28 protein-coding genes are annotated in these 23,427 nt (G+C 47.8%); all 28 read left to right on the top strand.

Annotated features, from left to right (window positions below; all coding sequences use genetic code 11):
- Nucleotides 1–149 precede the first annotated feature (149 nt).
- The 28 genes from DESGI_RS21475 to DESGI_RS21345 all read left to right on the top strand — a co-directional run bounded on the left by DESGI_RS21475 (nucleotide 150) and on the right by DESGI_RS21345 (nucleotide 23,414).
- Nucleotides 150–1,544: a site-specific DNA-methyltransferase gene (locus DESGI_RS21475; RefSeq protein WP_006524195.1), complete on the top strand. Its 1,395-nt coding sequence runs from the start codon at nucleotides 150–152 to the stop codon at nucleotides 1,542–1,544.
- A 3-nt stretch (nucleotides 1,545–1,547) separates the two neighbouring features.
- Nucleotides 1,548–2,771: a site-specific DNA-methyltransferase gene (locus tag DESGI_RS21470; protein WP_015618032.1), complete on the top strand. Its 1,224-nt coding sequence runs from the start codon at nucleotides 1,548–1,550 to the stop codon at nucleotides 2,769–2,771.
- Between the two features lie 68 nt (nucleotides 2,772–2,839).
- Entirely contained in the window at nucleotides 2,840–3,604 is a 765-nt protein-coding gene (locus DESGI_RS21465) for a hypothetical protein (RefSeq protein WP_006524793.1), read from the top strand.
- The gene (locus tag DESGI_RS21460; protein WP_006524198.1) at nucleotides 3,605–3,793 is read left to right on the top strand and encodes a hypothetical protein; all 189 of its coding nucleotides are present in this window, start codon (nucleotides 3,605–3,607) and stop codon (nucleotides 3,791–3,793) included.
- Nucleotides 3,794–3,931: 138 nt separating this feature from the next.
- On the top strand, nucleotides 3,932–4,840 hold the full coding sequence (locus DESGI_RS21455; protein WP_006524792.1) for an amidoligase family protein: 909 nt from the start codon (nucleotides 3,932–3,934) through the stop codon (nucleotides 4,838–4,840).
- Between the two features lie 60 nt (nucleotides 4,841–4,900).
- A complete protein-coding gene (locus DESGI_RS21450; RefSeq protein ID WP_006524791.1) occupies nucleotides 4,901–5,239 on the top strand; it encodes a hypothetical protein in 339 nt (112 codons plus the stop codon).
- Between the two features lie 91 nt (nucleotides 5,240–5,330).
- Nucleotides 5,331–5,783 carry a gamma-glutamylcyclotransferase family protein gene (locus tag DESGI_RS25960; protein WP_006524201.1) on the top strand — a complete coding sequence of 151 codons (453 nt, stop codon included), beginning with the start codon at nucleotides 5,331–5,333 and terminating at the stop codon, nucleotides 5,781–5,783.
- A 51-nt stretch (nucleotides 5,784–5,834) separates the two neighbouring features.
- Nucleotides 5,835–6,041, top strand: coding sequence for a hypothetical protein (locus DESGI_RS25955; protein WP_006524202.1), 207 nt, complete (start codon nucleotides 5,835–5,837; stop codon nucleotides 6,039–6,041).
- Between the two features lie 54 nt (nucleotides 6,042–6,095).
- A complete protein-coding gene (locus DESGI_RS21435; RefSeq protein WP_006524203.1) occupies nucleotides 6,096–6,569 on the top strand; it encodes a phage terminase small subunit P27 family in 474 nt (157 codons plus the stop codon).
- A gap of 28 nt (nucleotides 6,570–6,597) precedes the next feature.
- Complete coding sequence (locus tag DESGI_RS21430; protein WP_006524204.1) at nucleotides 6,598–8,154, top strand: terminase large subunit; 1,557 nt, start codon at nucleotides 6,598–6,600, stop codon at nucleotides 8,152–8,154.
- A gap of 69 nt (nucleotides 8,155–8,223) precedes the next feature.
- Nucleotides 8,224–8,535, top strand: coding sequence for a type II toxin-antitoxin system RelB/DinJ family antitoxin (locus DESGI_RS21425; RefSeq protein ID WP_006524205.1), 312 nt, complete (start codon nucleotides 8,224–8,226; stop codon nucleotides 8,533–8,535).
- A complete protein-coding gene (locus DESGI_RS21420; RefSeq protein WP_006524206.1) occupies nucleotides 8,525–8,851 on the top strand; it encodes a type II toxin-antitoxin system RelE/ParE family toxin in 327 nt (108 codons plus the stop codon). Before DESGI_RS21425 ends, DESGI_RS21420 begins: the two co-directional genes overlap by 11 nt.
- A gap of 69 nt (nucleotides 8,852–8,920) precedes the next feature.
- Nucleotides 8,921–10,156 carry a phage portal protein gene (locus tag DESGI_RS21415; RefSeq protein ID WP_052544049.1) on the top strand — a complete coding sequence of 412 codons (1,236 nt, stop codon included), beginning with the start codon at nucleotides 8,921–8,923 and terminating at the stop codon, nucleotides 10,154–10,156.
- Nucleotides 10,149–10,847 (top strand): head maturation protease, ClpP-related, encoded by a 699-nt coding sequence (locus tag DESGI_RS21410; protein WP_006524208.1) that lies wholly within the window; start codon nucleotides 10,149–10,151, stop codon nucleotides 10,845–10,847. Before DESGI_RS21415 ends, DESGI_RS21410 begins: the two co-directional genes overlap by 8 nt.
- Before the next feature lie 6 nt (nucleotides 10,848–10,853).
- The gene (locus tag DESGI_RS21405) at nucleotides 10,854–12,038 is read left to right on the top strand and encodes a phage major capsid protein (protein ID WP_006524209.1); all 1,185 of its coding nucleotides are present in this window, start codon (nucleotides 10,854–10,856) and stop codon (nucleotides 12,036–12,038) included.
- Nucleotides 12,039–12,048: 10 nt separating this feature from the next.
- Nucleotides 12,049–12,735 carry an FIVAR domain-containing protein gene (locus DESGI_RS24170; RefSeq protein ID WP_006524210.1) on the top strand — a complete coding sequence of 229 codons (687 nt, stop codon included), beginning with the start codon at nucleotides 12,049–12,051 and terminating at the stop codon, nucleotides 12,733–12,735.
- Between the two features lie 21 nt (nucleotides 12,736–12,756).
- Nucleotides 12,757–13,059 (top strand): head-tail connector protein, encoded by a 303-nt coding sequence (locus tag DESGI_RS21395; protein WP_015618031.1) that lies wholly within the window; start codon nucleotides 12,757–12,759, stop codon nucleotides 13,057–13,059.
- Nucleotides 13,059–13,391: a phage head closure protein gene (locus DESGI_RS21390; RefSeq protein WP_015618030.1), complete on the top strand. Its 333-nt coding sequence runs from the start codon at nucleotides 13,059–13,061 to the stop codon at nucleotides 13,389–13,391. The genes DESGI_RS21395 and DESGI_RS21390 overlap by 1 nt, the downstream gene beginning before the upstream one ends.
- Nucleotides 13,384–13,755: an HK97-gp10 family putative phage morphogenesis protein gene (locus DESGI_RS21385; RefSeq protein ID WP_006524213.1), complete on the top strand. Its 372-nt coding sequence runs from the start codon at nucleotides 13,384–13,386 to the stop codon at nucleotides 13,753–13,755. Before DESGI_RS21390 ends, DESGI_RS21385 begins: the two co-directional genes overlap by 8 nt.
- Nucleotides 13,752–14,078 carry a hypothetical protein gene (locus DESGI_RS21380; protein ID WP_006524214.1) on the top strand — a complete coding sequence of 109 codons (327 nt, stop codon included), beginning with the start codon at nucleotides 13,752–13,754 and terminating at the stop codon, nucleotides 14,076–14,078. The genes DESGI_RS21385 and DESGI_RS21380 overlap by 4 nt, the downstream gene beginning before the upstream one ends.
- Nucleotides 14,079–14,885: a major tail protein gene (locus DESGI_RS21375; protein ID WP_006524215.1), complete on the top strand. Its 807-nt coding sequence runs from the start codon at nucleotides 14,079–14,081 to the stop codon at nucleotides 14,883–14,885.
- Between the two features lie 3 nt (nucleotides 14,886–14,888).
- Nucleotides 14,889–15,182, top strand: a complete 294-nt coding sequence (gpG, locus tag DESGI_RS21370) for a phage tail assembly chaperone G (protein WP_006524216.1) — start codon at nucleotides 14,889–14,891, stop codon at nucleotides 15,180–15,182.
- Between the two features lie 11 nt (nucleotides 15,183–15,193).
- A complete protein-coding gene (locus DESGI_RS25255) occupies nucleotides 15,194–15,349 on the top strand; it encodes a hypothetical protein (RefSeq protein ID WP_006524217.1) in 156 nt (51 codons plus the stop codon).
- A gap of 37 nt (nucleotides 15,350–15,386) precedes the next feature.
- The gene (locus DESGI_RS21365) at nucleotides 15,387–18,806 is read left to right on the top strand and encodes a phage tail tape measure protein (protein ID WP_006524218.1); all 3,420 of its coding nucleotides are present in this window, start codon (nucleotides 15,387–15,389) and stop codon (nucleotides 18,804–18,806) included.
- Between the two features lie 11 nt (nucleotides 18,807–18,817).
- Nucleotides 18,818–19,669 carry a phage tail family protein gene (locus DESGI_RS21360; protein ID WP_006524219.1) on the top strand — a complete coding sequence of 284 codons (852 nt, stop codon included), beginning with the start codon at nucleotides 18,818–18,820 and terminating at the stop codon, nucleotides 19,667–19,669.
- Nucleotides 19,670–19,683: 14 nt separating this feature from the next.
- On the top strand, nucleotides 19,684–20,760 hold the full coding sequence (locus DESGI_RS21355) for a hypothetical protein (RefSeq protein WP_006524220.1): 1,077 nt from the start codon (nucleotides 19,684–19,686) through the stop codon (nucleotides 20,758–20,760).
- Nucleotide 20,761: 1 nt separating this feature from the next.
- The gene (locus DESGI_RS21350) at nucleotides 20,762–21,559 is read left to right on the top strand and encodes a hypothetical protein (RefSeq protein ID WP_006524221.1); all 798 of its coding nucleotides are present in this window, start codon (nucleotides 20,762–20,764) and stop codon (nucleotides 21,557–21,559) included.
- On the top strand, nucleotides 21,552–23,414 hold the full coding sequence (locus DESGI_RS21345; protein WP_006524222.1) for an outer membrane protein assembly factor BamB family protein: 1,863 nt from the start codon (nucleotides 21,552–21,554) through the stop codon (nucleotides 23,412–23,414). The genes DESGI_RS21350 and DESGI_RS21345 overlap by 8 nt, the downstream gene beginning before the upstream one ends.
- The last annotated feature ends 13 nt before the right edge of the window (nucleotides 23,415–23,427 follow it).

The raw sequence follows: 23,427 nt of genomic DNA, 5'->3' as shown, positions 1-23,427 counted from the left end.
CCTCAAACCCTGCAGCTAAGCGGCTCCAGAGCGGGCGCGGGCCTTCGCGTGGGAATTCGCAAAATTCCAGATGGGGGTTGTCAAGGTCTAATGCTTGACATGGCACGAAATACAGCGATTTTAAGCAGGTTAAGAAGGAGGTGGCCCTTTTGGAGATTCAGCGCATCCCGTTAGACCAGATTAACCCGGCCAAATACAATCCTCGTAAGGACTTAAAGCCGGGGGATGCTGAATACGAGAAATTAAAGAAATCTATTGACGAATTTGACCTGGTGGAACCTTTGGTGATGAACAAGCGGGGCAACGTGCTCATCTCTGGCCACCAACGACTAAAAATTTTACTGGAGCGGGGAGATACCGAAACGGAAGTATCCGTGGTTGATTTGCCACCTGACCGTGAAAGGGCCTTAAACATTACCCTTAATAAAATCGCCGGTCAATGGGATCTGCCCAAACTGAGCGAGCTGCTCAAGAACTTGGATGATGACTTAAAAGATATTACCGGCTTTGATGCCGAGGAAATAGATGAATTGCTGGGCTTTAAAGAAGAAGTCCAGGAGGATAACTTTGACGAGGAAGCACCGGAGCAGCCCATCACTAAACCAGGGGACATCTGGCTCTTAGGCAATCACCGGTTACTTTGTGGTGATAGCACAAATATTGCCGATGTTGAAAAACTGATGAACGGAGAAAAAGCCAACTGCGTTATTACCTCCCCGCCCTACGCCATGCAGCGCAAGGACGACTACGGCGGGATACCGGCAGAGGAATATCCGGTCTGGTTTTTTCATGTGGCCAGTAATGTTTACCGGATACTTGACGACAGCGGCTCCTTCTTCGTCAATATCAAGGAACACGTTGAGGGCGGCCAGCGTTCCCTTTACGTGATGAAAACCATCATTGCTTTGGTGGAAGGTGGCTGGCGGTATGTGGATCAGCTAATCTGGACGAAGCCAGGGCTGCCCGGTGGCTGGTCTAACCGCTTGAGAAATGACTTTGAACCGGTACACTTTTTCGCCAAGAAGGAACAGATCGACTGGATGGTGCAGCTGGTAGATGTTGATGAGGGTAGATTGGCAACATTACCGGCGGACCTGGTGGAAATGTACGAGGACATTTTCCACTTCACCAAAGCTAAGAAAATTAAATTCAAACCCAGGGCGGTAGGGAAACAGTCTGATTTAATCCGGGTCTATAGCAAAAACAATAAATCCAAAGGCGACTCCGGCAACATCAGCGTCAGCGGTAAATTCAAAAAAGGCATTGCCAGGCCAGGCAATGTGCTGCAGATACCCGGCAATCAAAGTTCCGTAAAACACTCAGCCGCATTTCCAGTGAAGCTACCGGCCTTTTTCATCAAGCTCACTACCAATGTGGGGGATAACGTTTACGAACCCTTCAGCGGCTCTGGCACCACCATCATGGCCGCTGAGCAGCTGGGTAGAAACTGTTATGCCATGGAATTGTCCCCAGGGTATTGTGATTTGGCCGTTAAACGCTGGGAGCAGTTCACCGGGGAGAAGGCAGTAAGGCAGGAGGTGTAAGGATTGGAGATACAAAAACTACCGCTGGAGAAATTAAACCCGGCCAAATATAACCCACGGAAAGACTTAAAGCCCGGAGATCCGGAATACGAGAAGCTTAAAAAATCCATGGAGACCTTTGGCTATGTGGAGCCCATCGTGTGGAATAAACGCACTGGTCAGATCGTAGGGGGCCACCAGAGATTTAAAGTTTTACAGCACCAAGGGGAAACCGAGATTGAGTGTGTAGTAGTGGATCTGGATGAGCAGCGGGAAAAGGCCCTGAACATAACGCTTAATAAAGTCACTGGTGAATGGGACCTGCCTAAACTGGCCGACTTAATCAGCGAACTGGATAACGGAATATTTGATGTGAGCATTACCGGCTTTGATGCCGCTGAGATAGAGGATTTATTTTCCAAGGTACACGATAAGGATGTCAAAGAAGATGACTTCGATGTGGACGGAGCTTTGAAGGAACCGGTCATCAGTAAACCCGGTGACTTGTGGCTGCTGGGAAGGCACCGGCTGTTCTGCGGGGACAGTACCAAAGTTGAAACTTACGAGAAATTGTTGGATGGGAAGAAGGCCAATCTCATAGTCAGTGACTTGCCTTATAACGTGGACTACGAAGGAACGGCAGGGAAAATTAAAAACGATAATATGGGAGACAGGGAATTTTACGAATTTCTCCTAAAGGCCGCCACAAATATGTATGAAAATGTTATAGACGGTGGCGTTGCCTATATTTTTCATGCAGACAGGGAAACCGTTAATTTTAGAACCGCCTTTAGGGACGCTGGCTTCTTTTGTCACCAAACCTGCATTTGGGTGAAAAACGCACCGGTGCTTAGTAGATGCGACTATTTATACGCTCATGAACCCATTTTATATCTATGGAAGCCCACAGCAGGCCATAAGTTTTACGGTGATAGAAAACATAGGACGGTATGGAATTTTGACCGGCCAGCCAAATCAAAACTCCATCCAACTACGAAGCCAGTGGCTCTGTGCGCTTACCCCATCCAAAACAGCAGTGCTCCCAATGGCATCGTGCTCGACCCCTTCTCCGGCAGCTTTTCAACAGGGATTGCTTGCGAACAGCTGGATCGTATTTGCTATGCTACCGAGTTGGAGGAACGCTTCGTAGATGTAGGAGTGAAAAGATACATTGAGCACACTGGCTCCGATAATGATGTCTATTTAATCCGGGATGGCCAGAAAATTAGATACGCTGACCTGCTATAAATCCCTTGCTATTCCTGTGGTTTTAAGTGATGTATAGACATACCAAAAATCACAGGAGGGGACCCAAGATGACCAGAAAAGAGCTTGTACACAAGCTGGCTGAGCATTTAGGAATACGACCTGTCTATTTAGCTGCCCCCAGCTTTGCTTATCAAGTTGGCGAATATACCGTTAACCGACAAGGCAATATCCTTGACAGCGAGGGTCAGGTGCTGGAACTGGAGGCGCTGCTGGCAGGCGGGAAGGAGGAACCGGAGTTGGAGATCGTAACTGAGCAAAAGGAAACTGCGGAAGCGAACACTTCTGTCGAAACAAAACCCACTGCTTTGGAAGTAGGGATACCTTTGGAAGGCTACGATGGCCGGAGTTTGCGGAACCTGCTCCACATGATTTACAGTAAGCAGCCGTTAATTAAAAAGGCGTTAAACCTTGATACCGATTTGGTGAGCAAGGAAGTTATTAACGCTTTAAACCAGCAGCCCATGACAACTCTGGAGCATTTCCAAAATGCACTGGCAGGCAAAAGCTGCCCCGGTATTGACTTTGATTTCAACAAGGGAGCCATTACTTTCAAGCTGGGGCGGGATGGAGATGACTCGGAGAAGGTAGAAGCCGCCACCCAGCTTTTAGAATTGATAAACATCAATGTCAGGCGGCTGCAGCGGAATGTAGCGGCCAAGGTCAAGGCCACCGACAATGAGAAGTATACTTTCCGTACTTGGCTCCTGCGCTTAGGGATGATAGGCGATGACTACAGGCTAGCCCGCCGGGTTCTTTTGCAAAACCTCCCCGGTAACAGCGCTTTTAGAAAACAAGTCCAGGAGGGAGCGTAAATGACCAAACCAAGATGCAAATTGGTCGGTGAAAACGGCAACATCTTTAACCTAATGGGCATCGCCAGCCGCACACTTAAAGATGCCGGGCTGGAGGAACAAGCGGCAGAAATGCGAGAGCGGATTTTTAAGTCCGAAAGCTACGACAGAGCACTGCAGATAATCATGGAATATGTGGATGCGGAATAAGGCTGGGGCATAAGCACCGGTCTTTTCTCTGGCTAAACAACCGCCTAAATATTAACTTTTAAGGAAAATAACCCTTGCTATTATGTGTGTTTAGAGTGATATATAGACTACCAAAAACACACAGGGGGTTTTCCAAACATGAAAAACTTAACCTTCGGGATAGAAATTGAGCTAACGGGGATTTCCAGGGAAGCGGCGGCCAAAGCAGTGGCGGGATACTTCGGCACCAGCGCCCACTACCTTGGCGGCGGCTACGACAAATGGGAAGCGCCGGACAACCAAGGCCGCAGCTGGTTTATTATGAACGACAGCAGCATCAGGCCGGAAACCAAGCGGCAAGGCAAAAGAATCGCAGCGGGATTAGACCACCGAGTGGAGCTAGTCTCCCCCATCTGCACCTACGGCGACATCGAAACGGTGCAGGAGATCATCAGAACCTTAAGAAAGGTCGGGGCCTTCGCTAATAAGAGCTGCGGGATACACCTGCACATTGGCAAAGAAAGATTCACCGCCAAAACTTTACGGAATCTGGTCAACATTGTGGCCAGCAAAGAGGACTTGATTTACCAAGCTCTGCAGGTGGACGAGCAGCGGAAACGCCGGTACTGCCAAAAGGTAAAGGAAAGCTTTTTGGCAGAACTGAACCGGCGAAAGCCAACGGAGCTGGAGCAGCTGGCCGACCTTTGGTACCAGGGTTACAGCGGCAGCCGCAGCCAACATTACCACAGCAGCCGCTACCACGGGTTAAACTTACATGCTACTTTCAACGGCCCCACGGTAGAGTTTAGGCTTTTCAACGGAACCACCCACGCCGGGAAAGTCAAAGCCTACATACAGTTTTGCTTGGCGGTAAGTTACCAGGCTTTAAGCCAAAAGAACGCCAGCGCCAAGAAGACTGAGACCTCAAACCCCAAGTACACTTTTAGAACCTGGCTTTTGAGACTAGGCCTTATCGGCAAAGAATTTGAAACCGCCAGGCTTCACCTTTTAAAGAACCTGGAAGGCGACAGCGCCTTTAGAAACGGCAGACAGGTGGCTGGGCTTTAAAGCCCGGCTTCCCTTTCTGATAAATAGATGTTAATATGTGGGAAAAAGGGTGGTGAAGGCATGTATCTACGGGTAATGACTTTGGATGGCAAACGGGTCAGTGTGGCCAAAGATGAACTGGGAGTGTTTGAGGAACTAAAGAGCTTTGCTTTTGTCCCCCACACCATGACTGTGGGAGAATATATTCAAGAAATGGCTAATAGTGCCTGGACTTTCTACGGCAAAGGTGTGCATGTCACCGGAGATACCCTGGCGGAAAAGGCCAAAAGTGCCTTTCGCCAATTCGTGGACTATGGCTTTCTGATTGAAATCACCAAGGAAGAAGCCTTGGAGCATTTTGGCCTCACCCAAGCTGATGCAGACAAGATGAACATTCCGGGCCTTAGAAGTGATGAATAACGCCCGGTTTAAATAAAAAATACTTGCAAAACCCCTGTTTTTGAGTGATAGATAGGTTTACACCATTTAGCCAAAAAAGGGGGTTTTTTGTATGTACTACTTTGCCTACGGCAGCAACCTGAACAAGGAACAGATGATGAGCCGCTGCCCGGATGCAATACCGGTGGCCAGGGTAAAACTGCATGGCTACCAACTGACTTTTAACCGGGTGGCGGATATCGTGGAAGAAGAACAGGCAATTACCTGGGGTGCCATTTACACCGTTTCGTCGGAAGATATTAAAAAACTTGACCGCTATGAAGGCTATCCCCGCCTTTATAACAAAATGCCGGTAACGGTAGAGGACAACCTGGGAAACATTTACCAGGCCTTTGCTTATGTGCTGACCATCAAGGGTTTAAACGAACCCAGCGATGGCTACTATCACATCATTGAACAAGGCTACCGGGACTGGGGACTGCCCCAAAAACCACTGCGGGAGGCATTAAAACGAAGTCGCCTGAGAGTTCCCGTGGGCCACAGCGAAGGGTTATGGCGGCTGTAGAGGGGGCAGGTCGGACAGCGGTAAATAAGGCCAAAACAGGGGGCGATTCGATTGGATAAATTCTTTTCCCAAAGGCACTGCGATCGGTGCGGCGGGGATTTAAAGGGTGGCCGGACAATGTCCATGTTCAACCAGGACTGCATCTGCTTGGATTGCAAGGCCAAAGAAAAGCAGGACAGGGATTACGAGAAGGCGGTACAGGCCGATATTGATGAGATAAAGAAGGGGAATTACAATTTTCCGGGGATTAGAAAATAAATAGAAAACAAAGGGGCCAAGTGAGGCTCCTTTTTCAATTGGAGGTGAAAAGCTATGGCGACACGGGGAAGAAAACCCAAACCCACCGCACTTAAAGTCCTGGAAGGAAACCCCGGCAAAAGGCCATTAAATGAAAACGAACCCAAGCCTGAAAACAAGGCACCCCGCTGCCCGTCATGGCTGGAGCAAGAGGCCAAAAATGAATGGAGGCGGATGAGTAAAACCTTAGAAGCTATGGGGCTTTTAACTCTGGTGGATAAAGCTGCCTTTGCCGGGTACTGTCAGGCCTACGCCCGGTGGAAAGAAGCCGAGGAGTTTTTAAGCAAACACGGCACCATCTTTAAAACCCCATCCGGGTACATTCAGCAGGTGCCGCAAGTCTCCATCGCCCAAACTTACCTGAAAGTGATGAAGGATTTCTGCAGCGAGTTTGGTTTAACACCGGCGGCTAGGACGAGGATTAGTGTTGACACTGAAGCGGTAAACACGGACGACCCCATGGAAAAGCTGTTAACAGTAACGAAGTAGGAGGTTTTTTTAATCGGAGGTGATGCCCTTGCTCTACAGCGAAGAAAAGGTAAAGCACGTTGTCGATTTTATCCGGCAACTAAAACACACCAAAGGTAAATGGGCAGGACAGCCTTTTGAGCTAATTCCATGGGAACTTGATTTAATAAAACAAACCTTTGGCACCTTAAGGGAAGACGGCACCCGGCAGTATAGAACCGTGTATACAGAAATTGGAAAGAAAAATGGGAAATCCTCGATCGCCGCTGCCATTGCCCTATATATGCTTCTAGCGGACGGAGAGCCAAACGCTGAGGTCTATGTAGCCGCTTGCGACCGGCAACAGGCCAGTATAATTTTCAATACCAGTGTTAATTTCGTGGAGGGTAATCAGACCCTTTCGAGGGTGACTAAAACCATCATGTCCACCAAAAGAATTGTCTACCCTAGAACCGGTAGTTTTTATCAGGTGTTAAGTTCAGATGTAAAATCCAAGTCAGGACTTAACCCATCTTGCGTTATCCTCGATGAAATCTGGACTTATCCAAACCCTGACCTGGCCAAGATGTTGACCACTGGTTCCGGTGATGCCAGGGAGCAGCCCCTGTTTATCTATTTAACCACGGCGGGTAACAAGCTGCAGGGCTACGGCTGGGAGATGCATTGCAAGGCCAAGGATATTTTAGCCGGAAGAAGAATTGACCCCACTTTCCTGCCTATCATTTATGGTCTGGAGGAAGATGACGATTGGGAAGATGAAGCCAACTGGTATAAAGCCAACCCAAGCCTGGGCCATACCATTCAAATAGAGCGGGTCAGAGAACATTTCTTGCAAGCCAAACAAGAACCAGCGGAGGAAGCATTATTCAAACAGCTGCGGCTTAATATGTGGCTGAAACAGCAGATAAAGTGGATGCCCATGGACACCTGGGAAAAATGCGCTTTCCCGGTAGACCCAGAAAAGCTTAAAGGCAGGGTTTGTTTCGGCGGGCTAGACTTATCCAGTTCCACTGACATCACCGCCTTTGTGCTGGTGTTTCCACCGGTGGATGGGGACGACAAGTATTACATTCTCCCCTACTTTTGGCTGCCGGAGGAAACCTTAGACCTTAGAGTGCGCCGGGATCATGTACCCTACGATATTTGGCAAAACCAGGGATACCTTTTAACCACCGAGGGTAATGTCATCCACTACGGCTTTATTGAAAAATTTATCGAAGAGCTGGGCCAGGATTACAACATCCAGGAGATTGCCTTTGACCGCTGGGGTGCTGTGCAGATGGTGCAGAACTTAGAGGGTGCCGGATTTATCGTGGTTCCCTTCGGCCAGGGCTTTAAAGATATGTCCCCACCCACCAAAGAACTGATGAAACTGACCCTGGAGAAAAGAATCGCTCATGGCGGCCACCCGGTTTTATCTTGGATGATGGATAACATTCACATTCGCACCGACCCTGCCGGTAATATCAAGCCGGACAAAGCCAAATCAACAGAGAAGATTGACGGTGCGGTGGCTATGATTATGGCGCTAGACCGGTGTATCCGGAATGAAGGGGTGGAAAAGGATAAATCGGTCTATGATGAGAGAGGGCTGGTGGTGTTCTAGGCTTGCAGATATATTGCATATCGCAATACAAAATGGTAAAATATAAATATCATAAAGGAGGCGGTATGCATGTCCAAAACCACAAGTATTTTTGCTCGGGTTGAGCCGGAAATAAAAGAACAGGCGGAAATGGTGTTGAATAAACTTGGCATACCCATGTCAAACGCCATCAATATTTTTTTAAGGCAGGTTGTTTTACAAAACGGGCTGCCCTTTGAAGTTAAGATTACACATAACAGACCCCTTGCATTTGGGGATTTAACGCCTGAAGAATTTAACCATGAAATTGAAAAGGGACTAGGTGATTTGAAAGCAGGCAGGGTTGTATCTGCGGATAAGGTAGCCGAACGTATGGGTAAGGAATATGGCCATGGGCTATAGGATCATCTATACAGAAGAATCCGAACAGGATCTTATAAATATCTACAGATACATTGCCATAAATTTATCTGTGCCGGAAACCGCAAAAAATCAAACAGACAGAATCATGGATGCGATTAATGGCCTGGATGAAATGCCCCTCAGGCATAAACTTTACCAAAAAGAACCTTGGCACAGTAGGGGTTTGAGGGTCCTTCCGGTAGATAATTACCTGGTGTTTTATGTGGTAGTTGAAGAAGAAAAACTGGTTGCAGTAGTGAGGATAATGTATGGTGGGCGTAATATAGAACTGCAACTGTCAAGCACAAAAATTTAAATATTAAGGTTCATGAGGGCATCTCAACCGAGGTGCTTTTTTCATGCTCATTTTAAGGGGGGTGAGATTCTGAAAATACCTATTCTATCAAACCTGTTTAAGTCCAGAGCCAGTCCTAGGAACAGCTTCTGGCAAAATACCCAGGCTTTTTTCTTTGGCCCCACACCTAGCGGTAAAACCGTCAACGAGCGCACAGCTATGGCCACATCAGCAGTTTATGCCTGTGTGCGGGTACTCTCGGAAACCATAGCCTCCCTACCCCTCCACGTTTACCGGCGCACAGGCCAAGGGAAGGAAAAAGCCATGGATCACAATTTATATTACCTGCTCCATGATGAGCCCAACCCCGAGATGACTTCATTTGTGTTCAGAGAAACACTGATGGGTCATCTTTTACTTTGGGGCAATGCTTACGCTCAGATTATCAGGGATGGCCGGGGTAGGGTCATCGGTTTATATCCCCTGCTGCCGGATCGCATGGATGTTGGCCGCACAGAACAAGGAGAGCTGTACTACCGTTACCAAAAAGAAGGCCGGGAGTATTTACTGCGCCGGGAAGAAGTGCTGCACATTCCGGGCCTTAGCTTTGATGGCTTGGTGGGCTATTCCCCGATTGCCATGGCCAAGAATGCCATCGGAATGGCACTGGCCACAGAAGAATACGGCTCCAAACTTTTTGCCAACGATGCCCGGCCAAGTGTGGTATTAGAACATCCCGGCATATTAAAAGACCCGGCTAAAATCCGTGACAGCTGGAACCAGATTTACAGGGGCAGCGAAAATGCTCACAAGGTAGCGGTGCTGGAAGAAGGTATGAGCGTCAAGACCCTGAGTATGCCACCGGAGCAAGCACAGTTTTTGGAGACCAGGAAGTTTCAGATTGAGGAAATATGTCGGATATTCAGGGTACCCCCTCACCTAGTGGCTAATTTAGAGCGGGCAACCTTTAGCAACATTGAAAGCCAAAGCATCAGTTTTATCGACAACACCATTGTTCCTTGGGTGGCCCGCTTTGAACAGGCCATGCAAAAGGCCTTGTTCCTTGGTGGAGAAAAACAGCAATATCTGGTCAAGTTCAACCTTAACGGCAGGCTCAGGGGAGATGCTCAATCACGGGCCGCCTTTTACCAGACCATGCGGCAAAATGGCATCATGTCAGCGAACGACATTCGAGAGCTAGAATCCATGAACCTAATCCCGGATGAGCTAGGCGGAAATAAATATTTAGTCAACGGAAATTTCGTGGACATGGCTGATGCCGGGGCTTGGACTGAAAAATACAGAAAGGAGGACACAGATGAATAAATTCTGGAACTGGATTAAAAACGAAGGCGAGAGAACCCTCTACCTGGATGGCTATATTGCCCCGGAGAGTTGGTTTGAAGATGAAGTAAGCCCCAAGGAATTTAAAAAAGAGCTGGAAGCAGCAACCGGTGACATCACAGTTTATATCAACTCACCAGGCGGGGACTTTTTTGCAGCCAGCCAAATCTACACCATGCTCAAAGAATACAGCGGCCAAGTGCTGATTAAAATTGACGGTATTGCCGCCAGCGCTGCAGCGGTAATTGCCATGGCGGGCGATATGGTTTGTATGTCCCCCACTTCTATGCTTATGATCCACAATCCAGCCACTTTTGTTTGGGGCGAAGAATCTGACATGCAAAAGGGAATCGAGATGCTGTCCGAGGTGAAGGAAGCCATCATTAATGCCTTTGAAGCCAAGGCCAGACTACCCAGGAAGCAGATCGCTAAGATGATGGACGCTGAAACCTGGATGAGCGCCAATAAAGCGGTGGAGCTTGGTTTTGCTGACGAGATCCTTTACAGTGAGCCGCCAGCCCAAGTCACTGACTTCATGTTTGACCGGGTAACAGTGGTCAATGCACTGATGCGGAAACTACCACCGGTCAAGGCTCAACCTAAACCAGTAAACAACGATGGCATTCCATACGAACAGCTAATTAAACGGCTGGAACTAATAAAAGGGAGGTAATATACCATGAGTAAAATTATCGAACTGCGGGAAAAGCGGACTAAAGTGTGGGAACAAGCCAAGGCCTTCCTGGATGAAAAGCGTGGTGAAAACGGTCTTCTCTCTGCTGAGGATACCGCCACTTATGAGAAAATGGAAACCGAAGTTGTCAATTTAGGTAAAGAGATTGAACGCCTGGAACGTCAAACCGCCATTGACCTTGAGCTTTCCAAGGCCACCAGCACAGCATTAAAAACTATTCCTGGTGATGAGCCTAAAGGCCGGGCTTCCAATGAATACGATAAGGCTTTCTGGCAGTATATGCGCAACCGCAATAGCTATGAGGCCAGAAACGCTTTAACCATTGGCGGTGACGGCACTGAGGGTGGATATTTGGTGCCTGATGAGTTCGAACGCACCTTGATTGAAGCCTTGGAAGAAGAAAACATCATGCGTACACTGGCTAAAGTAATTACCACCTCTACCGGTGACCGGAAAATCCCGGTGGTAGCTTCCAAGGGGGTGGCCACCTGGGTAGATGAAGAAGGGCCGTATCAGGATAAAGATGATGCTTTTGACCAGGTATCCATTGGGGCCTACAAGGTGGCCACCATGATTAAGGTTTCCGAAGAACTATTAAACGACAGCGTCTTTAACCTGGAAAGCTACATTGCTAAAGAATTCGCTCGCCGCATTGGGGCCAAGGAAGAAGAAGCCTTTTTAATCGGGGATGGTGAGGGGAAACCCACCGGCATCTTTGACAATGACAGTGGCGGGGAGATTGGAGCAACCACTGCCGGGGCTACTCTTAAAGCGGATGAGGTTTTCGACCTCTTTTATTCCCTAAAAGCCCCCTACCGCAAGAAGGCTGTCTTTATCATGAACGATGCCACGGTGAAGGAAATCAGGAAACTAAAAGACGGTAACGGTGTGTACCTGTGGCAGCCCTCCCTCACTGCAGGCGACCCGGACACTTTGTTAAACCGTCCCGTCAAGACCTCGGCTTATGTGCCCACCATTGCCGCTGGGGAAAAAGTGATCGCCTTCGGTGATATGGGCTACTACTGGATTGCTGACCGTCAGGGAAGGATTTTTCAAAGGCTGAACGAACTCTATGCCGCCACCGGTCAAGTAGGGTTTAGGGCAGCGCAGCGGGTGGATGGCAAGCTGATCCTTAAAGAAGCCATTAAAATTCTCAAGGTGAAAGCGTAGGTGATGGTAGATGAGTAATGTTAAAAACTATCACGAACAAGGCGGGCAGAAATGGGTGGTGGGTGGCCAGCTGGAGATTACAGCTGGTGGTAAGCTCACCTTCAAGGGAACCGAACTAAAACCAGCACTAGGCCAAACTAACAGTGAAGCCAGCACTGTTGCCGCTCTAAAAGAGGATTTCAACTCCCTCTTGGGGCGGCTTTTTGCTGCCGGTCTGATGGTGGTGGATAAATCAGCACTTGAAGCGGCCATCACCGCAGCTTTGGAACTTTTAGATAGTGCAGTGGTTGGCGAGGATGTTGGGGAATATCCGCAAGCTGCCTACGATACTTTTGAGAGCGCCATTGAAGCTGCCCTAGGTGTGGTGGATGATACAGGTGCTACCCAAAACGAAGTTAGTACTGCGCTTGCAGCATTAACAACTGCGGTATCCACCTTTGAAGCAGCAGTAATCACTGTAGATAAATCTGTTCTTCGAGCGGCTATTGCTGCCGCTCAAGATATACTGGATGGTGCTCAGGTGGGCTCCGAGCCTGGCCAATATCCGCAAGAGGCTGTTACTGCTTTTGAAACTGCCATTGGTGCAGCACAGGCAGTAGTGGAAAACGCTGATGCCACCCAAACCAATGTAGACGATGCTGTGACTGCTTTAGCTACGGCGGTATCCACCTTTGAAGCAGCGGTCATCACGGAATAAACAGCGGGAGGTGGTGAGTGTATGGTGGTAACCCTGGAAGAAGTAAAACTGTATTTAAGGATAGACGGTGATGAGGAAGATACACTCATCACTAATTTTATTTCTACCGCCGTGGAAATTTGCGAGGATATCTTAAGATACCCCTTGTCGGAGTTTGAAGAAATACCGGCGGTAGTCAGGCAAGCGGTTTTGTACTGTGTGGCCAATCTGTATGAAAAAAGGGAAGGAACCCACTATTATCTTAAAAACGAAGGCGGCGGCATGGCTGAAACCGTAAATGTGATGAAACTGATACTGGCAAACCTTCGCCGGGAAAGCTGGTGATGCAGGTGGAGATTGGGGATTTAAGACACCGGATAACTTTCCAGAAACTTACCACTAGCGTCAATGAGAACGGCTTTGAGGTAGAAACCTGGGAGGATTTCAAGACCGTATGGGCGGCAGTGAGCAACCTGCATGGCCGGGAGTACTTTGCTGCCGCCGCTGTCCAGGCAGAGAATACGGTGAAGTTTACCATTAGGTATTTAACGGGTCTGGATACCACCATGCGGATTGTTTTTCAAGGCAAACAGTACAACATCACCGCTATTGACAACATCAAATATCAAAACCGGTATCTGGAAATCAAAGCACTGGAGGTGGTAAGCAGTGGCTAGGGTAGAGTTAGAGGGCTTGGAAGCCCTCATCAATGCCGTTCAAAGGCTGGGCAGCGAGGGCAAGAAAATAGAAAACAAAGCCTTAAAAGAAGCCGGTGCTGTAATGCAAGAGGCCATCCAAAACGAAACTCCAGTGCGGACTGGCAAGCTAAAAGAAAGCATTACCGTTTCCGGTGTGAGAACCCAGGATGGGGTTAAGTATGTAGCAGTGGGGCCGAGTAAGGAAGCCTATTATGGCAAATTTCTGGAACTGGGAACTGTCAAAATGAGAGCTAAACCCTTCATGGCACCGGGCTATGAAAACGGTAAAGACCGGGCCACAGCAACCATCAAGGAAGAACTGCGAAGGGGGCTGGGCCTATGAGCATGAACCAAAATATAATAACGGCTTTAAAGGATATAGGAGTACCGGTACAATTCCAAAACTACACAGGCAAAGCCGATAGCTACATCACCTTTTTCACCTACCTGGATAAACCGGAGCAGCATGCCGATGATGCGGAGTTAATTACTGGCCATTATGTGCAAGTTGATGTGTGGAGCAAAACCGATTACACAGATTTAGTCAAATCAATCCATCAAAAGATGCTGACTGCCGGTTTTACCAAACAGAACTTTTATGACCTGTACGAACAGGATTTAGGAATTTATCACAAAGCCATGCGATTTTTTAAGGAGGTGCTGTAGATGGCACAAGTAGGATTAAATGATTTACACTTTGCTATTCTTACCGCAGATACTAAAGATGAGTTAACCTATGAACCCACCGAAGCCTTGGTGGGAGCCATTAACGCCACTATCAACCCGGCGGTGAATACTCAGGAGCTTTACGCTGATGACCAGCTGTGGGAATCGGTATCGGCTTTAGGCAAGGTGGATGTGGAAATAGAAACGGCGGAACTACCCTTAACTATCCGGGCCAAACTTTTAGGCAATGAGTTGAAAAACGGGGTGCTCATTGAAAAGGCTACCGACGTTCCGCCTCATATTGCTTTAGGTTTCAAGAGTCTTAAGTCCAACGGCAAGTACCGCTATGTCTGGCTCTTAAAAGGAGTAGCCCAGCCCATGGCCGAGGACTTCTCCACTAAAAAGGACAACGTAGAACACAAAACCCCTAAAGTGAAGTTTACCTTTATGGCCAGAGTGCATGACGGTGAGTGGAAGCACACAGCAGACGAAGACGGGCAGGGTTTCACTGGATTTGAAAGTTGGTTCAGTAGGGTACCGGGTGATACCAGTCCAGTAGTGGTTGATAAGTCTGCCCTCATTGCCACTATTGGTGAAGCCGAAGATTTATTAGCTGGTGCAACTGTAGGTACTGGCATCGGAGAATACCCCCAGGAAGCCTACGACACCTTCAGCGACGCTATCGATGCCGCTCAAGCCGTGGTGGATGATGAAAACGCTACCCAAGCCCAGGTCGATGCGGCACTGGCCACTTTAGCCGTAGCGGTATCTGCCTTTGAAGCGGCGATAATTACGGAGGAGGGTTAAACCTTGGAGATTGTACTTAAAACTAATGGCAAGGACAAAACCTACACCGCTGGCTTTATTAGCGCCCGGATGGTGAGAACAACCATTGCCGTATCACAAGAGATAAATTTCGACAATATTGCCCCCGAGGAACTGGACAAATTAATGGATTACATCGTGGATCTATTCGGCAGTCAATTTACCCGTGATGAACTTTATGACGGCCTGGCTTCCAAGGATTTAATCCCCACCATTACCCGTTGTATCAATGAAGTGGTGGGAGCGATGGGAGAGGCCACAGCAGGAAAAAACGAATAGCGGGAAACGCCATGGAGCCCCAAGAGTTTATTGACCGGCTGTATTTGGCTCTTTTAGAACAGGGCTGGACTATGGGTGAGATTGATTCCACGGACATCATTTATTACTTGAAGTTGCTTAACCGAAAACGAGGAACTGAAAAAGTATATATCGACAGTATATTGTAGCGCCTATTGACGGCGTTATTTTTAGGTGGTGAGACAGATGGCAAGTGTTGGTGATCTTAGTGTCCGGATATTCCTAGATTCCCAAGGCTTCCAAGAAGGAATCAGTAAATTAGGCACTGAAATGCGAAAACTGCAATCGGAGTTTAAACTAGCCAGTGCCCAACTTGGTCAACACGGCAGTGAATTAGATAAACTACGCCTTAAATCCGAACACATGACCAAGGAAACAGAGCTGCAAAGGCAAAGGGTGCAAACCTTGGAGGAAGCCCACCGGAAGGCGGTTGAAACCAAAGGTGCTGATGCCAGGGTCACGCAGGAATTAGAAATCAGATTAAACCAAGCCCGTGCCAGGCTGGTGACCATGGAACAGAATCTAAAAGATGTCAATAACCAATTAACCCTGCAATCCTCTAGCTGGGGCAAACTGGGCAAGGAACTGGAGGCTGCCGGGGAGAAACTGCAGGCTGTCGGTAAAAAGATGGAAGCAGCGGGTAAGGAACTGAGCACCAAGGTTACGGCACCCCTGGTGGGTCTTGGAGCATTAGCGACCAAGGCCTCCATTGATTTAGAAACAGCTTTTACCGGGGTTATCAAGACGGTAGATGCCACCGAACAGGAACTGCAAGAACTTAAACAGGGCTTTGAAACCATGGCTAAAACTGTGCCGATTGCTACTACAGAACTCTACGGCATCGGTGAAGCCGCCGGACAACTAGGCATTAAAAAAGAAAACATTTTAAGATTTTCCGATGTAATGGCCAAGCTGGGCGTAACCACAAACATGAGTAGCGACCAGGCGGCAACTGCGCTGGCCAGGCTCGCCAACATTACCCAAATGCCGCAAACCGAGTTTGACCGTTTGGGTGCCACCATTGTGGCCTTAGGCAATAACCTGGCCACCACCGAGGCCGAAATCGTGGAGATGGGGCTGCGTATCGCCGGTGCCGGGAGTCAGGTCGGCTTAACCGAAGCCCAGATTCTTTCCTTTGCCGGTGCTTTAAGTTCAGTTGGTATTGAGGCTGAATCCGGCGGTTCCGCTATCTCCCGAGTCATGGTAGACATGGCTAATGCCGTAGCTTCCGGAGGTCAAAAGTTAGAACAATTCGCCCAAGTGTCGGGTATGTCAGCTAGTCAATTCCAACAAGCTTTTGAAAAAGATGCAGCCGGGGCGATCATCTCATTTATTGAGGGTTTAGATAAAACAGCAAAAAGCGGCGGCAATGTATTTGCAGTCTTAGAGGATCTGGGCCTATCGGAAATCCGGGTTCGTGACGCATTACTGCGGGCATCCGGTGCAGGTGACCTGTTCAGGGAAAGCTTGGAACTGGGTAGTGAGGCTTGGGTAGAAAACAATGCCCTTAACAAAGAAGCGGAACTGCGCTTTGGCACCACAGCTTCCAAGATACAATTATTCAAAAACCAACTACAATTAACAGCCAGTGCTTTTGGAGATGCCTTGCTGCCGGTGATCTCCAAAGCACTGGAAGGGATTACTCCCCTCGTCCAAAGATTCAGCGAACTAAGCGATGGGGCTAAGACGACTATTCTTGTAGTAGCGGGTTTGGCTGCAGCCATTGGCCCGCTATTACTTATTGGTGGCAAGCTTATCGGAGTTATCGGCTCTGTAGCAGGAGTACTATCTACAGTATCCGGGGCTATTGCTGTGGCCACCACCGGAGCAGTTGCAGCAACACCTGCCATTGGTGCCTTAGCCACAGTATTTACAGTTTTAACCGGGCCGGTGGGGATTGCGGTAGCTGCTATTGCTGGATTAACGGTGGCAGGGGTGGCTTTATATAAACACTTAAGTCAGGAGAGCATCCCTGCTATTAAACTGTTTGGTAAGGAAGTATCTGAAGCAACCAAAGAAGCGGTAGGCGGGTTTTTAGAACTGAATGATGAAGCCACCGTTGCTTTAAACCAGCTGTCTTGGAGTGGCCAAGAAGTTACCAAAGAAATGGCCGACAACATTGCCGGTAACTTCTCACAGATGGCTTCTCAAGTGCAGGCGGGGTTGGCTAAACATCATGAAGAGTCCCTGGCTAAAATTAAGGGTTTTGTTGCCGGTAGCACTTCCCTATCCCAGCAGGAGCAGGATGAAATATTAAACAATATGCAGCAGGGCTATGAAAACAGAAAACAAACCATAGCTGACGGGGAAGCCAGGATAAAAACCATACTGGATACCGCTACGGCAGAGAAAAGGGCGCTTACCAAGTCTGAACAGGAAGAAATTAATGCCATCCAAAGGCAGATGGTGGACACCGGCATTCAAGTCCTCTCCGAGAATGAAATCGAAGCCAAAGCCATTATGGAACGGATGAAAGCCCAGGCCGGGGAGATTAGTGTCAAGCAAGCCGCCGAAGTGGTCAAAAACAGCATTGAGCAAAAGGATAAAACCATCAAAGCGGCTAATGAACAGTACGACCGGGTAATTAAGGAAATTATCCGGCAGCGGGATGAAGCAGGCACCATCACCAAAGATCAGGCGGATCGCTTAATCAAAGAAGCCACCCGGCAAAAGGATGACACGGTTAAACAGGCTGAAATTATGCACCAGCGGGTAGTGGAGGAAGCTAAGGCTCAAGCTCAAGAGCACGTTAATCAGGTGGATTGGGAAACCGGCCAGATAAAAACCAAGTGGCAGGCCATGAAAGACGACATCTTCGCCAAAGCCCAGGCCATTAAAGAAAATGTGATTTCCACCTGGGAAGAAATTAAAACTACCACATCCCAGCAATGGGAAAACATCCGCTCTACCATGAGTGATAGGTGGAATGACATTAAAACCAATACCTCCGAAACCGTGGCTGCTATTAAAACCAATGTCAGCACCACCTGGGATGAGGTTAAAACTAAAACCTATGAAACCTGGGACAACATCAAAACCAAAACCGCTGAAACTTGGCAGGCCATACAAAATAAAATTGATGAGCATGGCGGTGGTATTAAAGGTTTAATTAATAGCTACACCGAGGGTTATAAATCCGTTTGGGACAGCGCATTAACCACCATGAAAGAAGTCACCAGCGAGAAGTTTTCCGCTATGGCTGATAAAGTGAACGAATCATTGGATCGGGTTAAAAGTGCCATCAGTAGTGCCATTGACCGGATTAAGGAATGGAACGCCACCAGTGTTAAGGAGAAGGTATTTAGCATTGTGGAGCGCATCACACGGGTAATCAGCACAGTTACTTCCGGTGGTGGGGCTGATGATAACTACAGCGGCACCAGCTTCTTTCCCGGTGGTTTAACTATGGTGGGTGAATTAGGGCCGGAGCTAGTGGCCTTGCCCAGGGGAAGTAGGATTTATAGCGACCACGAAACAAAGGAGATCCTTGGTGGGGATAAAGGCATTACCCAAAATATCGTGATTAACTCCCCCACACCGCTTACCCCGGCAGAAACCGCTAGGCGGATAAAAAATGCATCCCGGCAGCTGGCTCTTGAGTGGTAGGAGGTGAGATTGTGGACAGTGTTATCATCACGAACAAAAACGGCGAAAGCATAAAATTAGGCAATCAAGCCCCTTATTTCCTAGAAAGTATTGATGGTGTTGGCGAAGTACCGGTAGCCCTTGAAAGCCAGAAGGCACCGAAACAGGATGGCTCCACCTTTATTGATAACACATTGGATAACCGGGCCGTTAGCATTGAAGGCACAATTATCACCAAAGGCGATCCTGCTGCGGTGTTGATGGCAAGAAGGAAAATGCAGAAGGTACTAAACCCAAAACTGGGGGAAGTGACGATCACCTACCACCAGGGAAATCAGGTGAAAGAAATTACAGGCATAGCGGAGTCTACACCCATCTTTCCCAGCGGCCAAGGCAGCAAAGGTTTGTATTATCAAAAGTTCCTGCTACATTTAATTTGCCATGAGCCATTTTGGTTAGACCCCTATTTTGAAAGCAGGGAGATGTCTTATCTCATGGGTGGAATTCAATTCAGGCTAATGCTCCCCACCATGTTTTCCTACCGGGGATTCAAGCGTAGAGCCATCAATGGCGGTGATGTGGCAACCCCAGTGGAGATTGAATTCAAAGGGCCAGCGGTGAATCCCACCGTGTCTAACCTAACCACCGGGGAATTTATCAAAGTTAATCGTGAGCTTGAGGAGGAAGATGTGCTCACCGTCAATACCGCCTTCGGGCATAAATACGTGAAGATTAACGGGCAAAATGCCTTCCATTACATTGATCTTAACAGTGTGTTTTGGCAACTGGTACCAGGAGAAAATGCACTAAGCTACACCAGCAACAACGACAGTATCAAGACCAGGGTTCTCGTTAAGTGGAAAAACCGCTATGTGGGCCTTTAGAAAGGAGGGTTTTTGTGGCTGAACACTACAGATTTTTCGACTCAGTTGACGGCGAAGATGAACGCTATTATACCGCCGATGAGTTCGCTGAATACTTCCGCCAGTTTATCAGAAACGGCATCTTCAACGGCTCCGGGGACAACTTGCAGGTAGGAGCACAAGGCCAGGACATGAGAACATTTATTAAACCTGGCTATGCCTGGATTGAGGGTTATCTCTACAAAATTGACATCGAGCCTTTGGAACTTTACCACCCCATGGCCCATGCCAACTACGACCGTATCGACCGGGTGGTGATCAGATTAGATAAGACTTTAGAAAACCGCTATGTGAAAGCCTTTGTGTTAACTGGTACTGCTGCAGAAACGCCCCAAGTACCGGAACTAACCCGTAATGAAAACATCTATGAATTGGCCCTGGCACAGGTAGTGGTACTGGCCGGGAAAAGTTTTATTGAGGCATACCAGATAACCGATGAAAGATTAAACCCTGCCGTCTGCGGCGTGGTCACCCATTTATTTGAACAGGTGGACACCACCGAGCTGTTTAACGAATGGCAGTTATACCTCAATGCCAGGAGAGCACACGGGGATACAGAGTTTGCCGCCTGGCTTGAATATTTGACAGATAAAAAGCAGAATGCCAGTGTTGAGCATGCTGCTTTTTTAGCTATGCTGCAATCAAAGTTCACCGCTTTCCAAAACAACTGGACTAACTGGGTAAACGATAAGCTAACCATTCCGGATGGTGCCTTCTACATCCAGTGGAAAACCTGGTTCGATAGAATCCAGCAAGACTGGGATATTTGGTTTGACCATGAAGCGCAGAGGGTCTGGCAGGACTGGGTAAACGAAAAATTAACGGCACCGGACGGTGAGTTTTACACCCAGTGGAAAGATTGGTTTGAAGAAATACAAGACATCACTAATCTAGTACCATGGAGCCAGTTTAAAGCCCACCGGGACCGCACCGTAAGAGAGGAAACCCATGGCCTACGCTTAAGGGGCGGTAATCTGGAAGTTGAAATCAATGATGGCAAATGGCGCAGGTTGGAAGCGCAACCGGTAATCAACACCTGGGGAGGGATGTAATATGGGCAGTGCCATCAGACTTGCCAAAGGGGAACTACCCACAGAATTTGAGCCTTTATACCAGGTACCCAATGATCGGGTGGTAGTGCTGAAATCAATCATTTTAACCAATTTAACCGATACAGCGCAGACCGTCAGCCTAAAGCTGGCCGGGGCTTATGTGATGCGAGATAAAATTCTATCAGCCGGTGAGTCCTACCAAGCATCGGTATTCGATCAGGTTATTGTATCGTGGGAAGTTATCGAGGGTAAAGCCAGCCACCCGGAAGCGGTGGATTACTATATCAGCGGCAAACTGCTATTGCCCCAGGACATAGCTAGTGAAACCCAGTGGATGCAAGAGCAGTGGGACGCTTGGTGGGCAAATCACCCCGAAGTCTTTGAAGTTGTCTGGGATGCCTGGCTGCAAAGCAAGATTAGGGAACCAGACGGTGAGTTTTACGCCGAGTGGAAAGAGTGGTTTGACTATATTCAAGGACTTAGCTTTGATGCCACTGACCTGGTGCCCTGGACTGCTTTTAGAGACCACGAGGCTGACTTTTCCGCCCATGGGGATCTGGCCAATACCTACCGTTTTGGGAAAGACCACAAGGGGATTTTCACCACCATTGAATGGCACCGGCAAGATGGAACCCTGGCTAAACGGTCCGTACTAAGCGGCGGTAACTCACCACGCTACGAAAACCGTACAGTTACTTATTATGAGACAGACGGTGAAACAGTACGGGCTGTAGTTGTATACAACCAAATATATGACGAGGCAGGAAATTGGATAAAGGAGGTAATGACAGATGAGTGATTTATGGCTGCACGGCTTGGGGCAAATATCAATGGGAGATACGGGAGTTATCCCCATTGAAGGGTTAACGCCAATCATAGCATCAGATGAGATTAAAGGGATTGGACTGCCTTTTGCCCACCACTCCCTGAGAACCTCGTCCAACCGCAAGGGTGTCAATCATTATCATGACGGGAAAGTCTATGTGCTGCACAGCTCAGGTGTGAACATTTATGATGCTGAGTCCGGCGAGGTAATTGCCGATAATGTCCACACAACCTCCAGTGCTCTTATGATCCCAGACTTGGCAGCTACGGATGGTAGCTATTTCCTTGCTCAGGGATCGAGCCTATATAAATACGCTTTAGGCGGCACCTTAATTTGGGAAACTCCAAATATTGGTTCTCCTTACTGTATCGCAGTAGAAACATCTGGTGTTCATATTGGAGTTACTGAATCCTCAACTTATTACGTGAAGAAGTTCAACCGAAACAATGGCAATGTTATGTGGACTTCAAGTAGCCTAAATTCCTATATATACGCTTTAGCGGTGAACAGCAATACAGTTATTGTGGCTGATCAAAGTTATAAGATTTATAGACTAAATCCAAGTAACGGGAGCACGGTATATTCTTACACCATACCTAATTCCAGAAATGCCTATGCTTTAGCTATTGAGCCGGGCACTAACCATTTTTACTCAATAGATAATTACTATACCCTGCGCAAACACAGCTACCAAACAGGCGAGCCAATTTTTGAACGATCTAGTGCCAACACAACTACCGTATACAATATATTCATCGACAGCGAAAACAACATTTATACCGTCTCCAATCGGGAAATCACCAAGCTGGATAATCAACTGGCCGGTTTTATCTGGCGTGAGGATCACAACATTAGCGGTAACCCCATTAATGGTTTTGGCCTTGATAAAGAGCAGGGAAAAATCTATGTGCTGCGCCAGCATTCAGCCCGCATTTTATCTACCGATAAAGAGTGGTCGGATTTTATCCCCCATCAATTTGAAGGTGTAGTAAATTCCATTGATGTGGATATAACCGGTAACTTTTATGGTGCCAGTGATGACTGGACGGCAAGGAAGTTCAATGCGCTGGGTGAGCAGCAGTGGGTATATCGTCATAACCTTGCCTTGAACTTTGTCAAAGCCGATAAGAATGGGAATGTTTATATTGCCGATACCAACCGAACCTTGAAAAAACTTAACCCGTACGGGGTGGAACAGTGGTCCTGCAGCATAACTGGTACAACAGGTGCGGTAACAGATTTAGTGGTAAACAGCGAAGGGGTAATTGTTGTTAGCATTACTTATTTTTACACTTCCGGCTCCAAGGACTATTTAGCCAAAATATCCCCGGAGGGTACTCTTTTAGAGAAAAGAGAAATTGGTACTAGTGGTGTTTTTCGTAAACTGCATCTGTGGGATGACCGCACTGTATTGGCTTTCAACAAGTTGTACGATATCGACACCCTTCGGACTATACGATATTTCAGTACGGCAAGGGCGATATTTGGTAGGCATGGAGATTTTCTCTTTGGTGTTTATGACGATGACATTAGGGTATTCAATAAATATTCTGGTGGGCAGATACACTCTTTTGAAGTAAGCGATATTAACATTACCAACTTCTATTTGCGGGCTGTCCAAGGTTTGGACGGAGCTGTTTACGCCTGGGATAATGATAAGACCTTGGTTAAATTCAATGAAAAAGGGGAGGAATTCTGGCGTTATAAGGCAGTGGAGAAGATTGCAGATGTCAAGGTGGATGACGAGCACAATATCTACCTGGCCACCGGCTACTACATTGAAAAACTAACCCAGACCTTTGGAATCGAAGGTTACGATAAAAATTAAGGGAGGGCTTTAA

This window comes from Desulfoscipio gibsoniae DSM 7213 (assembly GCF_000233715.2).
Taxonomy (GTDB): Bacteria; Bacillota; Desulfotomaculia; order Desulfotomaculales; family Desulfallaceae; genus Sporotomaculum; species Sporotomaculum gibsoniae.
The sequence above is the reverse complement of the archived record's forward strand: the minus strand, read 5'-3'. Positions and strand labels throughout refer to the sequence as shown.

What these genes read in the sequence shown, in the direction of transcription:
- DESGI_RS21465 (WP_006524793.1), top strand. Translation starts at nt 2,840, where the DNA reads ATGACCAGAAAAGAGCTTGTACACAAGCTGGCTGAGCATTTAGGAATA.
- DESGI_RS21460 (WP_006524198.1), top strand. Translation starts at nt 3,605, where the DNA reads ATGACCAAACCAAGATGCAAATTGGTCGGTGAAAACGGCAACATCTTT.
- DESGI_RS21455 (WP_006524792.1), top strand. Translation starts at nt 3,932, where the DNA reads ATGAAAAACTTAACCTTCGGGATAGAAATTGAGCTAACGGGGATTTCC.
- DESGI_RS21450 (WP_006524791.1), top strand. Translation starts at nt 4,901, where the DNA reads ATGTATCTACGGGTAATGACTTTGGATGGCAAACGGGTCAGTGTGGCC.
- DESGI_RS25960 (WP_006524201.1), top strand. Translation starts at nt 5,331, where the DNA reads ATGTACTACTTTGCCTACGGCAGCAACCTGAACAAGGAACAGATGATG.
- DESGI_RS21435 (WP_006524203.1), top strand. Translation starts at nt 6,096, where the DNA reads ATGGCGACACGGGGAAGAAAACCCAAACCCACCGCACTTAAAGTCCTG.
- DESGI_RS21425 (WP_006524205.1), top strand. Translation starts at nt 8,224, where the DNA reads ATGTCCAAAACCACAAGTATTTTTGCTCGGGTTGAGCCGGAAATAAAA.
- DESGI_RS21420 (WP_006524206.1), top strand. Translation starts at nt 8,525, where the DNA reads ATGGGCTATAGGATCATCTATACAGAAGAATCCGAACAGGATCTTATA.
- DESGI_RS21410 (WP_006524208.1), top strand. Translation starts at nt 10,149, where the DNA reads ATGAATAAATTCTGGAACTGGATTAAAAACGAAGGCGAGAGAACCCTC.
- DESGI_RS21405 (WP_006524209.1), top strand. Translation starts at nt 10,854, where the DNA reads ATGAGTAAAATTATCGAACTGCGGGAAAAGCGGACTAAAGTGTGGGAA.
- DESGI_RS24170 (WP_006524210.1), top strand. Translation starts at nt 12,049, where the DNA reads ATGAGTAATGTTAAAAACTATCACGAACAAGGCGGGCAGAAATGGGTG.
- DESGI_RS21395 (WP_015618031.1), top strand. Translation starts at nt 12,757, where the DNA reads ATGGTGGTAACCCTGGAAGAAGTAAAACTGTATTTAAGGATAGACGGT.
- DESGI_RS21390 (WP_015618030.1), top strand. Translation starts at nt 13,059, where the DNA reads ATGCAGGTGGAGATTGGGGATTTAAGACACCGGATAACTTTCCAGAAA.
- DESGI_RS21380 (WP_006524214.1), top strand. Translation starts at nt 13,752, where the DNA reads ATGAGCATGAACCAAAATATAATAACGGCTTTAAAGGATATAGGAGTA.
- DESGI_RS21375 (WP_006524215.1), top strand. Translation starts at nt 14,079, where the DNA reads ATGGCACAAGTAGGATTAAATGATTTACACTTTGCTATTCTTACCGCA.
- DESGI_RS25255 (WP_006524217.1), top strand. Translation starts at nt 15,194, where the DNA reads ATGGAGCCCCAAGAGTTTATTGACCGGCTGTATTTGGCTCTTTTAGAA.
- DESGI_RS21365 (WP_006524218.1), top strand. Translation starts at nt 15,387, where the DNA reads ATGGCAAGTGTTGGTGATCTTAGTGTCCGGATATTCCTAGATTCCCAA.
- DESGI_RS21350 (WP_006524221.1), top strand. Translation starts at nt 20,762, where the DNA reads ATGGGCAGTGCCATCAGACTTGCCAAAGGGGAACTACCCACAGAATTT.
- DESGI_RS21345 (WP_006524222.1), top strand. Translation starts at nt 21,552, where the DNA reads ATGAGTGATTTATGGCTGCACGGCTTGGGGCAAATATCAATGGGAGAT.